10 protein-coding genes are annotated in these 11,881 nt (G+C 74.4%); 2 read left to right on the top strand and 8 right to left on the bottom strand.

What is annotated here, in order from left to right; translation table 11 throughout:
* Positions 1-59 precede the first annotated feature (59 nt).
* The 6 genes from OMK64_RS02805 to OMK64_RS02780 form a co-directional block, all read right to left on the bottom strand.
* Complete coding sequence (locus tag OMK64_RS02805; RefSeq protein WP_272726452.1) at positions 60-1,310, bottom strand: MFS transporter; 1,251 nt, start codon at positions 1,308-1,310, stop codon at positions 60-62.
* Positions 1,303-1,848, bottom strand: coding sequence for a GNAT family N-acetyltransferase (locus tag OMK64_RS02800; protein WP_272726451.1), 546 nt, complete (start codon positions 1,846-1,848; stop codon positions 1,303-1,305). The genes OMK64_RS02805 and OMK64_RS02800 overlap by 8 nt, the downstream gene beginning before the upstream one ends.
* Positions 1,849-1,960: 112 nt before the next feature.
* Positions 1,961-2,416 (bottom strand): hypothetical protein, encoded by a 456-nt coding sequence (locus tag OMK64_RS02795; protein ID WP_272726450.1) that lies wholly within the window; start codon positions 2,414-2,416, stop codon positions 1,961-1,963.
* Positions 2,417-2,619: 203 nt separating this feature from the next.
* A complete protein-coding gene (locus OMK64_RS02790) occupies positions 2,620-3,249 on the bottom strand; it encodes a DinB family protein (RefSeq protein WP_272726449.1) in 630 nt (209 codons plus the stop codon).
* 50 nt (positions 3,250-3,299) lie between these two features.
* Positions 3,300-3,539: a YbdD/YjiX family protein gene (locus tag OMK64_RS02785; protein WP_272726448.1), complete on the bottom strand. Its 240-nt coding sequence runs from the start codon at positions 3,537-3,539 to the stop codon at positions 3,300-3,302.
* Positions 3,536-5,788, bottom strand: a complete 2,253-nt coding sequence (locus OMK64_RS02780; protein WP_272726447.1) for a carbon starvation CstA family protein — start codon at positions 5,786-5,788, stop codon at positions 3,536-3,538. Before OMK64_RS02780 ends, OMK64_RS02785 begins: the two co-directional genes overlap by 4 nt.
* A gap of 126 nt (positions 5,789-5,914) precedes the next feature.
* Here OMK64_RS02780 and OMK64_RS02775 point away from each other — a divergent pair, with 126 nt between their 5' ends.
* Together OMK64_RS02775 and yidD are read left to right on the top strand one after the other, a co-directional pair.
* The gene (locus OMK64_RS02775; RefSeq protein WP_272726446.1) at positions 5,915-6,343 is read left to right on the top strand and encodes a DUF6314 family protein; all 429 of its coding nucleotides are present in this window, start codon (positions 5,915-5,917) and stop codon (positions 6,341-6,343) included.
* 99 nt (positions 6,344-6,442) lie between these two features.
* Positions 6,443-6,730: a membrane protein insertion efficiency factor YidD gene (gene yidD / locus OMK64_RS02770; protein ID WP_272726445.1), complete on the top strand. Its 288-nt coding sequence runs from the start codon at positions 6,443-6,445 to the stop codon at positions 6,728-6,730.
* Between the two features lie 69 nt (positions 6,731-6,799).
* Here the strand turns inward: yidD and OMK64_RS02765 are convergent, their stop codons facing one another.
* The gene (locus OMK64_RS02765; protein WP_272726444.1) at positions 6,800-10,153 is read right to left on the bottom strand and encodes a discoidin domain-containing protein; all 3,354 of its coding nucleotides are present in this window, start codon (positions 10,151-10,153) and stop codon (positions 6,800-6,802) included.
* 446 nt (positions 10,154-10,599) lie between these two features.
* The gene (locus OMK64_RS02760) at positions 10,600-11,820 is read right to left on the bottom strand and encodes an MFS transporter (protein ID WP_272726443.1); all 1,221 of its coding nucleotides are present in this window, start codon (positions 11,818-11,820) and stop codon (positions 10,600-10,602) included.
* Positions 11,821-11,881 lie beyond the last annotated feature (61 nt).

Raw genomic sequence — 11,881 nt, 5'->3', positions numbered from 1 at the left:
GTAGGCCCCGGCGCGCCCGTCCGACCCGTGCACCGGTCCATGTCCCGGCGCACGTCCCGTCAGGCGCGCGCGGGCACCGGGCGGCGGCTCCACAGCAGCACGGGCAGGAGCAGCAGCGACAGCACGCCGCCGACGAGCGACAGCGTCGCGTAGCTCGTGGCGGCCATGACGACGCCCGACAGAGCCCCACCGCCCGCCCCGCCGAGCGCGACCAGCACGTCGAGCGATCCCTGGGTGCGGGCGCGGTTCGCGGGGACGGTCGCGTCGACGACCAGGGCCGTCCCGGCGATCAGCCCGAAGTTCCAGCCCAGGCCGAGCAGCGCGAGCGCGACGACGAGCAGCGGCATGGAGTCGGCCGGCGCCAGCGCAGCGGTGACGCCCGCGAGCAGCAGCGTCACGGCCGACGCGATCGCCATCGGGATGCGGCCGACGCGGTCCACGAGCGGGCCGGTCACCAGCGACGGCAGGAACATCGCGCCGACGTGGATGCCGATGACCAGCCCGACCGCCGACAGGTCGTGGTGGTGGGCGCGCATGTGCACGGGCGTCATCGTCATGATCGCGACCATCGCGACCTGCGTGAGCACCATGACGGTCGCACCGACCGCGACACCGCGGCCGGGCGCGACGGCGGGCTCCGCGACGTGGCCGGCCGACGGCGTGGTCGCCGCGTCGAGGCGCTGCGCCAGCAGGTACGGGTCGGGGCGCAGGAGCGCGAGCAGCACGCCGCCCGCCGCGAGGAACGCGGCACCCGCGAGCAGGAAGGGGCCGGCGAGCGCGGGCAGGCCGAGGTCGGTCGCGACGCCGCCGAGCGGGGCGACGAGGTTCGGACCCGCGACCGCGCCCAGGGTCGTCGAGACCATCGCGACCGAGATCGCCGTGCCGCGGCGGTCCGGCAGCGCGAGATCCGTCCCGGCGTACCGGGCCTGCAGGTTGGTCGCCGTGCCCGCGCCGTAGAGCAGGAACGCGACGAGCAGGAGCGGCACGCTGCCGAGGGCTGCCGCCGCGACGACGCCGAGCCCGCCGAGCCCGCCCGCGGTGAACCCGGCGACGAGGCCCACCCGACGGCCCCGTCGCTGCGTGAGCCGCCCGACGAGGAACGCGCTGAGCGCTGCGCCCGTCGTCATGAGCGCCGCCGGGACGCCCGCGAGCTGTTGCGAGCCGAGCATCTGCTCCGCGAGCAGCGCGCCCACGGTGATGCCCGCCGCGAGCCCTGCGCCGCCCAGCACCTGGCTCGCGACGACGACCCGCAGCGTCCGTCGCTGGACCGCCGCGACCGCCGCGGGGGTCAGGACGTCGGTCTCAGGCATCGTCGGGACCTCCGCGCGAGCCGGGCTCGACGTCGTGCCGGTCACGGTCGAGGACGTGCCAGACGATCTCGCCCTCCACGTCCGACGTCGTGTGCGACCGACGGAAGCCGACGCGGTCGAGCACGCGCAGCGACGAGACGTTCCACGGGCGGACCGTGGACCACAGACGCGTGCGTCCCGTCGCGAACGCGGCCGCGACCAGCGCGCGTGAGCCTTCCGTCGCGTAGCCGTGGCCGTGCGCCGCGGGCAGCAGCTCGTAGGCGAGCTCGGGCTCGTCGAGCGAGGCCCGGCCGACGACGAGCGCGCAGTAGCCGAGAGCGCCGTCGTCGCCCCGCAGCCGGAGCACGCGCGCGCCGATCCCGTGCTCGGCGACCAGCCGCTGCATCGCCGCGATCCGCACGGCGGCGGCGACCGGCGTGACGACGCCGGTCCCGCGCGCGGTGAACAGCTCCGCGAGCCAGTCCGCGTCGGACGGCACCTGCGGCGTCATCACCAGACGCGCGGTCTCGATCCGCTCCGGCACGGGCGTGTAGGTCACGCGCCGCAGTCAAGCACGCAGTCGTCGCGGGCGGTCGTCCGGGCAGCGACGCCCGGCCGTCGGGCGGTGGCGCCGGGTGCCGACGCCGGCCTGCGTCGCGGAGGGTCGACGGTCAGGCCGGCGCCGGTGTCGTGAGGCCGTCCGTCAGGTGGCGGACGAGCAGCCAGCCGGTGCGCTCGGACGGCGCGGTGACGGCGGCGGGGGAGTGCGCGACGCGGCGGATGACGCGGCGGCCCATCGCGTGGCGTCGGGTCAGCCAGCGCACGACGAGCAGGTGCCCGACGCGTGCGACGGCACCCTCCGGCAGCGGCGACGACACGACGGCGCGCGACCGACCGGCCTCGCGCGCACGGCGTGCGTGCTCGTCGACGAGGTGCTCGAGCAGCGCGGCCACGTTGCGCGGGGTCGTGGGGACCTCGTCGAGCAGCGTGTCGACCTGACCGGGCGCCGGGGCACCGGACGCGGCGACCGACAGCCGGCGGTGGAAGGTGCTCAGGCGGTCCGCGGACCAGTCGTCGCCGTGCGCGGGGAGCGGCTGGTCGTCGTGGGTCCTGCGGGTGCCGAGCACGTGTCCTCCTGGCGTCGATGACCGACGCCGTCCCGCGTCGTCCCACCGAGTGTGCACGCGCTCCCACGCGGCGGGATGTCCGTTTCGCACTTTTCCCCTGATCGGTCGACCGTGGCGGCGGGTGCGGTGCGTCGTGCGGGTGAACGGGCCGACGCGGCGTCGTCCCACCGGTCGACGGCGCCGCCGGTCCGGGCAGGCGGCGGTCAGCCGGCGTGCAGCGCCCGGTGCAGGTCGCGGAGCAGCGCGATCTCGGCGCCGTGGTGCAGCACCTCCTGGTTGACCCACCAGACGATCTCGAGGAAGGGCTGCTCGGCGTCGTCGCCGTCGGGGTACGTGCAGCGGCCGACCTGGTCGAGGGCGGCGTCGTCGGCCGTGACCAGCGCCTCCCGCCAGGCGCCGATCCCGCGCGCCAGCAGCGCGACGGCCGCGTCGGCGGTGCCGGGGTACGCGAGGTCCGACTCGGAGCCCTGCCGGCTGCCGACGGTGTACTCGGCGCGGAGCAGGAGCATCTCGGCGACGTGCGCCATGCGCCAGGCGATCGTCGTCAGGGGCGGGGGCCAGGGGTGTGGCCTCCCGCCGTCGCGGCCCCACTCGCCCGCACCGACCAGCACGGTCGCGCCCGGACCGGGACCGTCGGACTTGCGCCGGATCGACCAGGCTCCCGGTGCCGGCTCCCACAGGTACTCGGCGTCGGTGAGCGGCGGGACCGCGACGCGCTCGCCGTCGCCGCTGTCCATGTCGGGTCCGGTCAGGCGCGCGAGGAGCCGCTCGCACGCCCAGTCGTACTGCGACAGGAGCGGCGCGAGGCGGCCGGGGACACCGGTGTCGGCCATGGCCCGAGGCTAGGGCAGGCGTGCGACAGCCGTCGCCGGCACGCGTGCCGTCAGCAGCAGCGCGCGCCGGGGTGGGCGTCCGCGTCGGCGTGACGCGTGCGCCAGTACTGCGCCGCGGACGGCGGGTCGACGTCGGGGTGCACGCGCGCGAGTTGCGCGACGTAGCGGTCGTAGTCGCGGTCCCCGAGGAGCGACGTCGTGTACCAGTGCACGGCCCGGGCGGCGCGCGCGACCGCGCGGGCGACCGAGCCGACCGGTCCGCCCGGCGCCGTGGCGCGGGGCCCGGTCATGACCGCGCCTCCACCCCGGTGCGTGCGCGGGCGCGCGCGTCCCACAGCTCCTGGACCTCGCGCTCGGCCGCGGTGGGCACCATCCCGCGGGGCGCGAAGATGCGGGAGGGCTCGTCGGGCTCCTCGGTCGTGGGCAGGCCGCCCGCACGGACGGAACGCACGACGACGACGGCGCCGACCGCCACCACGACGAGCACGAGCACCGCGAAGACGATCGAAAGCGTGCCCTGGACGGCGGTGTTGCGGATGACGGCGTCCATCTCGCCGGTCGACGTGGCCACCCCGAACGAGGTCTCGCCCGCGGCGCGCGCGTCCTGGAAGGCCCGGTGCTGGGCCCAGTAGCCGATCCGCGGCTCGGCGGAGAACACCTTCTGGTACGACGCGGTCATCGTCACCGCGAGGTCCCACACCAGCGGGACGGCGGGGATCCACACCCACCGGTACAGCCGCTTCTTCACGACCACGACCGTCACCACCGTGAGCGCGATCGCGGCGAGCAGCTGGTTGGCGATGCCGAACAGCGGGAACAGCGTGTTGATCCCGCCGAGGGGGTCCGTGACCCCCATCAGGAGGATCGCCCCCCATGCGCCGACGACGACGACCGAGCAGACCCACGCGCCGACGCGCCACGACGGGTCCCGGAAGCGGCGCAGCGGCCCGCCGACGTTGCCGAGGCTGTCGGACAGCATGAAGCGCGCGACGCGCGTGCCCGCGTCGACGGTCGTGAGGATGAAAAGCGCCTCGAACATGATCGCGAAGTGGTACCAGAAGGCCGCGAGGCCCGACCCGCCGACGACGCTGCTGAGCACCTGCGACATGCCGAACGCGAGCGTCGGTGCTCCGCCCGTCCGCGAGACCACCGACTCCTCCCCGACGGACTGCGCGGCACCCTCGATCTCCCCGGGCGTGATGGGCGTGCCGCCGAGGCCGAGCCCGTTGACGTACGCCGCGGCGGTCTCGGGCGTCCCACCGGTCGCACCCGCGGGCGCGTTCATCGCGAAGTAGAGGTGCTGGTCGATGACGACGGCCGTGACCAGGGCCATCACGGCCACGAACGACTCCGTGAGCATCCCGCCGTAGCCGATGGGCTTCGCCTGGCTCTCCTTCTCGAGCAGCTTCGGCGTCGTGCCCGACGCGATGAGCGAGTGGAACCCGGAGAGCGCGCCGCACGCGATGGTGATGAACAGGAACGGGAACAGCGCACCGGCGAAGACGGGGCCGTCGCCGCGAAGCGCGAACGAGGACACGGCCGGTGCCTGCACCTCGGGCCGCGCGACGAGGATGCCGACGGCGAGCAGGACGATCGTGCCGACCTTCATGAACGTCGAGAGGTAGTCGCGCGGGGCGAGCAGCAGCCACACGGGCAGGACCGACGCGGCGAACCCGTAGGCGGCGAGCCACCACGCGAGCGCGACCGGGCTCAGCGTGAACCAGTCCTGACCCCAGTCCGTCTCGGCGACCCAGCCGCCCGCGACGATCGCGAGGAGCAGCAGCGCGACGCCGATGATCGTCACCTCGGACACGCGGCCCGGCCGGAGGAACCGCAGGTACGCGCCCATGAACAGCGCGATGGGGATCGTCATCGCGATCGAGAAGACGCCCCACGGGCTCGCGGCCAGCGCGTTCACGACCACGAGGGCGAGGACGGCGATGAGGATGATCATGATGACGAACACGGCGACCATCGCCGCGACGCCGCCGAACCGGCCGAGCTCGTCGCGCGCCATCTGTCCGAGGCTGCGGCCGCGGCGCCGGACCGACAGCGTGAGCACCAGGTAGTCCTGGACGGCACCGCCGAGCACGCAGCCGACGATGATCCACACGGTGCCCGGCAGGTAGCCCATCTGCGCCGCGAGCACCGGTCCGACCAGCGGTCCCGCGCCCGCGATGGCGGCGAAGTGGTGGCCGAACAGCACGCGCCGGTCCGTCGGCATGAAGTCCTTGGCGTTGTCGTACCGCTCGGCCGGGGTCGCACGGTCGTCCCGCGGGCGCACGATCTTCGACTCGACGAGCCGCGCGTAGAAGCGGTAGCCGATGACGTAGGTGCACACGGCGGCGAACACGAACCACACGGCGTTGACCTGCTCGCCGCGGGCGAGTGCGAGGACGGACCAGGCGACCGCGCCGAGGACCGCGACGGCGGCCAGGACGGCGCGCCGGGCCGGTGGGACCGGGCCCCGCTCGACCACGGCGACAGGTGGGAGGTCGGGGTCCGTCCGGACGTGCTCGACCTCGGTGCGCGCGACCATGCTGGCCCCCTCAGGCGTCGTCGTCGTCGACCAGCACGCACGCTACGCGCGGCCCGGTCGGTCGCAACCGGGCGGAGCTCGTCCCGGACTTCCCGCATGCGGCGGTGCCGTGAGACGGTCACGAGCGTGGACGTGCTCGCGAGGTTCGCCGGAGCGTGGTCGGTCGACCGCGCGGTGGCCGACGCGCGCGCCGGGGTCGACGGGACGTTCCGCGGCACGGCGACGTTCGCGCCGACGGGCGACGGCGGGCTCGCGTGCGTCGAGGACGGCGTGCTGGCGTTCGGCGGCGACGAGCGACCCGCGGCGCGGCGGCTCCTGCTGCGCGCGGCCGGCGACGGCGCCGTCGAGGTGCTGTTCGGCGACGGGCGGCCCTTCTACGGGTTCGACCTGCGCGACGAGCGGTGGTCCGGCGTGCACGGCTGCGGCGACGACACGTACACGGTGCGCGGCCGGTTCGTCGGCGACGACGCCTACGAGGAGGTCTGGCACGCCGTCGGTCCGCGCAAGGACTACCGGCTGACGACGACGTACCGACGGTTGCCCGACGACACCTGACCGTGGCGCACCGCGACCCGGACCGCCCGTCGCGGCTCCGCGCGGCCCGCGCCGTCCGCTCGCCGCGCGCGGTCCCGGAGCGCCACCTAGCGTGACCCGATGAGCCCTCTCGCCACGGCCGCCGACCGCCTCATCGCCGCGTACCAGCGCCGCCTCTCGCCCCGGAAGGGCTGGAGCTGTGCGCACCGGGTCGCCCACGGCGGCGACTCCTGCTCGGTGGCGGTCCGGGGGTTCGTCGCGCGGCGCGGCGTCGTGCGGTCGGTCGTCCCCACCGCCCTGCAGTTCCTGGCCTGCTACCGGGCCGCCGCGATGCTCGCGCAGTCCGACGTCAGCGGCGTCTGCTGCTGCGGCGGCATCCCGATCCCGTTCCGCTTCCCGCTCCGCTAGGCCGAGCGGACGGGCGGACGCAGCCGCCCGGGCCGGGAGGACCCGGCCCGGGCGGTCAGCGCGTCGGCGTCAGTTGCGGTTGATGGTGAACGTCGACGTCGTGTTCCGGATGTCCTGCGCGTTGCCGCTCATCCTCAGGTTGGTGAACGTCGCCGACCCGACGGCCGGACCCTGACCCGCCTCGGGCATCTCGTTGACCCAGATGCCGAACCCGGACTTCGCGTCCCACGCGTCACCGCTCTTGCGCGCCCCGGTGATCGACACGTTCGTGAACGTCGTGTCGGTGATCGGGTTCTGCGGCTGACCGCCGACGTAGTTCGTCTGGAACATGATCCCGGAGTAGGTCGGGTCGACGATGTCGACGTCGCTCACCCGGATCCCCTGGAACTTCTTCGACGCGGAGAACACCCAGATCGCGGGGAACGTCTGGTTGCCCCAGAAGTGGCCGCCGGCGCGCACGATCGAGATGTTCTGGAAGCTCGTCGGCGCGGCGGACCCGAACTCGTCCATCGGGTAGCCGAAGTCGAGCGAGCTGATCGTGATGCCGGAGTACACGAGCGTGTCCGCGATGTAGATGTTGCGGAACGTGTTGCCGTACCCGCCGTAGACGGCCAGGCCCGCGGCCCGCCACGTGACCAGCGACGTCAGGTTCTCGTAGACGTTGCCGGTCTGGCCCGTGCCCCCCGCGTCGGTCGCCGCGAACAGCGCGAACGAGTCGTCGCCCGTGCCGCGCGCCTCGATGTTCGCGACGCGGTTGTTCGCCGACCCGTTGGTCATGTTGATGCCGTCGGCGAACGTGTTCCGGATGCGCGAGTTGGTGATCGTCGAGGAGTCCATGTTCGACGCCCAGAACATGCAGATCATGTGCTCGACCCACAGGTCGTCGACCGTCATGTTCGCGACGTTCGTGAAGTCGAGGACCTTGCCCGGCCCGTCGATCCGCGACGTGTAGTTGCCGAAGTACGCGAAGCCCCGCCACTTCGAGCCGTTCGCCGACGCCTCGGCGCGGAAGCCGACGTCGGTGTTCTCCTGCCCGCTCGGCGCGAAGAACCGCGTGAACCACGGCCCGGCGCCGACGATGTCGACGGCCTTGCCGTACACCTGGAACTTGGAGCTCGTGCTGTAGTCGCCGGCCGGCAGGTAGACGCCCTTGAGCGCGCCCGTCGTGTCCATGCGGACCTTGTCGAGCGCGTCCTGCACCGCCTGGTGCGTGAAGCCGGTGGGCTGCACGTACTGGGACGGGTTCGGGTTGGCGTCGGGCGTCGCGAGCTCGGTGTTGATGAAGTCGACCGTGACGGGCTGCGGATTGCTCGCCGTGCGCTGGAGCCGGATCGTCGCCCCGGCCGGGACGGTCGTGCCGAGCAGCGTGCTCGCCTCGTCGTAGATGTGCCGCGGACCGCCCGAGCCCGGCTGGTTGTTCGGGTTGGTCTCGTTGCCGTACAGCCACGCGAACCGGGACGTCAGGTCGAGGCGCTTGAGGAACGTGCCGTTCACCAGGACGTCGATGCTGCCGCTCTGGCCGGTCCCGGCCGCGTTGTCCGGGACGGAGAAGCGCGTGACCAGGGTGTTCGTCGGGTTCTTGAGCGTCCACTCGACATAGGCGCCCGTGGCGGACAGCGTCGCCGCGCGCCGGCCCGACGCCTCGCCGGCGAGGTCGCCGACCGTCCGGTTGGGGCCGACGAGCACCGCGCCGCCGCCCGCGCGGCCGTCCTCCGCCTCGTACATGTCGAACGGCAGGTGGGCGCCGCGGCCGACGTAGATCCCGCCGGTGACGACGTTGTTCGTCTGCTTGCCGGGCACCTCGGTGCTGTCGGCGGCCACCGCGCTCGACACGGTGTAGGTGCCGTTCGTCGCGGTCCACGTGCCGAGGTTCATCGTGGCGCTCGTGGCGCCGGCGGCGATCGCACCGCTGACGGAGCCGGTGAGCGTCCTGACGACCGCGCCGGTGGTCGAGTCCTTGATCGTCACCGTGAGCGCGTGCGCGCCCGACGACGTCGCGACGTTGCCGTTGTTCGCGACCGCGCCGGTGAACGTGACGACCGCGCCGGCCGCCGGGTTGCCCGGGCTCCAGCTGACGACAGGCACGAGGTCGGACGTCGGGACGGGGGCGACGACGAGCTTCGTCGGGTTGCTGTAGGCGTTGTTGGACTCGTCCTGCTCGACGACCGTGTTCGCCGGGTCGGCCGTCGCGCCGACCGTGTAGGAGCCGGCGGCGCGTGCGCCGATCGACGCGGTGACCGTCGCCGTCGCGCCCGCAGCGATCGCCCCCACCGAGGCGGTGGCGGCGGTCTGCCCGTCGACCTGGAACGCGACCGACGTCGCGGCCGACGCCGCGGTCCCCGCGTTGCGGACCGTCGCGCTCAGGGTGACGGCCGTCGACTCGGTCGGGTTGGTGGGCGACGACGTCACGCCCGTGACCGTGAGGTCCGGGTTCGGCGCGGGTGTGCCGAGCACCTGCAGCTCGGCGACCTGCCCGTTGCCGGCCCCGGTGTTGCCCGTGAAGACCAGGCGCACGTCGGACGCCGTGCCGGTGACCGGGACGGTGACGGTGTTGCCCGTCGACGGGCTGAACGCGCGGGCGGCCGACGGTGCCAGCGTCGTGAACGCGCCCGTCCCGGTCCGTCCCTGCACCTCGAACGTCTGCGTGCGGTTGGCCCACGCGGCGTCGGGGTTGAGCTTCACGACCACGCCGGTGACCTGGCTCGCCGAGGCGAGGCTCACCGTGAGGGTCGACGGGTACTGACCGCCCGCGCCCTCCCAGTACGTGCCGAGCTGCCCGTCGACGGCGTTGCCCGCGACGTAGGTCCACTCGGTCGACGACGCGACGATCGGCCGGTTCGCGGCGAGGTTCTGCCCGGTCGGCGGGGTCGTCGTGGGCGTCGGGGTGGTCGGGGTGGGCGTCGGGCCGGCCGTGCCGTAGACCTCGAGCTCCGAGAGCTGCCCCGCGGGCCAGCCGGTGTTCGCGGAGATGCTGAGCCGCACGAACCGCACAGCGGTGTCCGTGACGTCGACCGTGACGGTGTTGGCGGAGGCGGGCGCGAACGCGTACGCGGCCTGGGCCTTGAGCGTCGTGAACGTCGAGCCGTTCGTCGAGCCCTGCACGGTGATCGTCTGAGTCCTCGCGCCCCACCCGGCGGTCGGCAGCTTGAGGGTCAGGTCCGTGACCGTGGCGGCCGTGCCGAGGTCGACCTGCACCCACTGCGGAAGCTGGTTGTTCGTCGACTCCCAGTACGTCGCCTGGTTCCCGTCGGTGACGTTGCCGGCGCCGTAGACGTCGGTCGAGCTGCTGGCCGTCGCGGGCTTCCCCGCGGCGAGGTTGACGGGTGCCGCGGCGGCACCCTGCGCGACGAGCGCGAGGCCGAGCGGTGCGACGAGCGCTGCCGCGGCGACCGCCACGACCGCGTGCCTGACGTTCCTTCTCATGGGTCGTCCTCGTTCTCCCGCCTCGGAGGCGGGTCCGGGCCGGGCACGTGGGCACGGCCGGGCGCGGGCGGCCGGCGTCGGCCGCAGGCGGGCTCCCCGGACGCGTCACGGGGACGTCGGTGCCCCCGCCGGCACGTGCACGGCGTTCAGTGGTGGACCAGGAACGACCGCTGGTGCGCAGGCAGCGGCCGACGCCGTCGTGCGAGTGTTGCCCACGTCCGCACAACTTTGTGCGTCCGTGTTGTCGAGAATTTGCGGCGTCGCGACCAGACGATACGAACGCGCGGCGGTCCGGTCAAGGGATCCGGGCGCAACACCACAACCGCCCATGACTCGCGCGGCGCGGACGTCGGTTCGGGCGGTCAGCGGCCCGCGACGGGACACGGCCACGCGGCGACGTGAGCGTGGACAGGGCGCCCGGCGGACCGGACGGCGCCGCCTGCGGCTCAACCGGCCTGACGGGCCCGCTGCGGGAGGTCGGTGCTGGTCCGCGTCCGGTCGTGGCCCGCCCTCGGGAGGATCAGCGCCGAGGCTGCGAGGAGCGGTGCGACGAGGGCGACGGCCGCCGTGAGGCCCGCGCCGGCGGCGAGGAGGCCGATGGCCGCCGGGCCCGCCAGCACGCCGGCGTAGACGAAGACCGACAGGCGTGCGGCCGAGCGGCCGCTCGGGTCCAGGCGGCCGGTCTCCGCGTACGCGATCGGCACGAGCGTCGCGCCGCCGAGGCCGAGCAGCGCGAAGCCGCCGACGGCGACCACGGGGTCCGGTGCGAGCGCCCCGAGCGCCAGCCCGCACGCGCCGACGACGGCCCCGCGCCGGAACAGCCGCGCGTCGCCCCACGCGGCGCGCAGCCGGTCGCCGACGACGCGTCCGAGGGTCTGTGCGGCGGTGAACGCGGTGGTGGCGGCGGCCGCGACCGCGAGCGACGCGTCGCGCTGCTCGTGCAGCAGGACGGCGCCCCACGCGAGCGCGGCGCCCTCGGCGACCATGAGGACGACGCCGACCACCGCGACGCGCGCGAACGCGGGCGACCACGAGCGGGTCGCGTCCGCCGCCTCGGCCGGCCTCGCCGATGCCGGTGCACCGCCGGCCCCCGGTGCGCCGGTGGGTGCGACGACGGGGAGGCGGGACCCGGCGGCGAGCGCGACGGGCACCGCCAGGCACGCGGCGACGGCGAGGTGGGCGGCGGTCGGGACTCCGGCGGCGAGGCTCGCGGTCCCGGCGAGGGTGGCGACGGTGATGCCGATGCTCCACGCGGCGTGGCAGCCGCTGAGGATCGGGCGTCCGATCCGCTGCTCGGCCCGGACCGCCGTGGCGTTCATGGAGACGTCGAGCGCTCCGTTCGCCGCGGCGACCACGGCGATCGCGGCGACGTAGGAGGCCGTGCCGGGGACGGCGCCCAGCAGCGCCACGGCCAGCGGCAGCGTGACGACCGCGACGCGGGCGACGGCCTCCGGCCCGACGCGGCGGAGCAGGGGTCCGAGCGCCTGCATCGTGGCGATGGCGACGGCGCCGAACAGGACGCTCGTCAGCCCGTAGGCGCGGTCGTCGAGCCCGTGCTCGACCTTGAGCGCGGCGGAGCGGACGACGAACCCGCCGAAGGACAGGCCGCTGACGAGGAACAGCGCGGTCGTCGCGCGGTGCGCGGTGCGGGAGACGGTGAGGGTCATGCCCGGGTGACGGGCGAGGGTGCACGATCCCGACAACCGGTTCCGGTCGAGGTCGCACGGC

It is taken from the genome of Cellulomonas fimi (assembly GCF_028527925.1).
Taxonomy (GTDB): Bacteria; Actinomycetota; Actinomycetes; order Actinomycetales; family Cellulomonadaceae; genus Cellulomonas; species Cellulomonas fimi_C.
Note: the sequence above shows the minus strand (reverse complement) of the source record. Positions and strands in the feature narration are given on the sequence as shown.

Coding starts and splice junctions, on each gene's coding strand:
- OMK64_RS02780 (WP_272726447.1), bottom strand. CDS start 5,788: ATGGTCGCGCGCACCGAGGTCGAGCACGTCCGGACGGACCCCGACCTC.
- OMK64_RS02785 (WP_272726448.1), bottom strand. CDS start 3,539: ATGACCGGGCCCCGCGCCACGGCGCCGGGCGGACCGGTCGGCTCGGTC.
- OMK64_RS02760 (WP_272726443.1), bottom strand. CDS start 11,820: ATGACCCTCACCGTCTCCCGCACCGCGCACCGCGCGACGACCGCGCTG.
- OMK64_RS02765 (WP_272726444.1), bottom strand. CDS start 10,153: ATGAGAAGGAACGTCAGGCACGCGGTCGTGGCGGTCGCCGCGGCAGCG.
- yidD (WP_272726445.1), top strand. CDS start 6,443: ATGAGCCCTCTCGCCACGGCCGCCGACCGCCTCATCGCCGCGTACCAG.
- OMK64_RS02805 (WP_272726452.1), bottom strand. CDS start 1,310: ATGCCTGAGACCGACGTCCTGACCCCCGCGGCGGTCGCGGCGGTCCAG.
- OMK64_RS02790 (WP_272726449.1), bottom strand. CDS start 3,249: ATGGCCGACACCGGTGTCCCCGGCCGCCTCGCGCCGCTCCTGTCGCAG.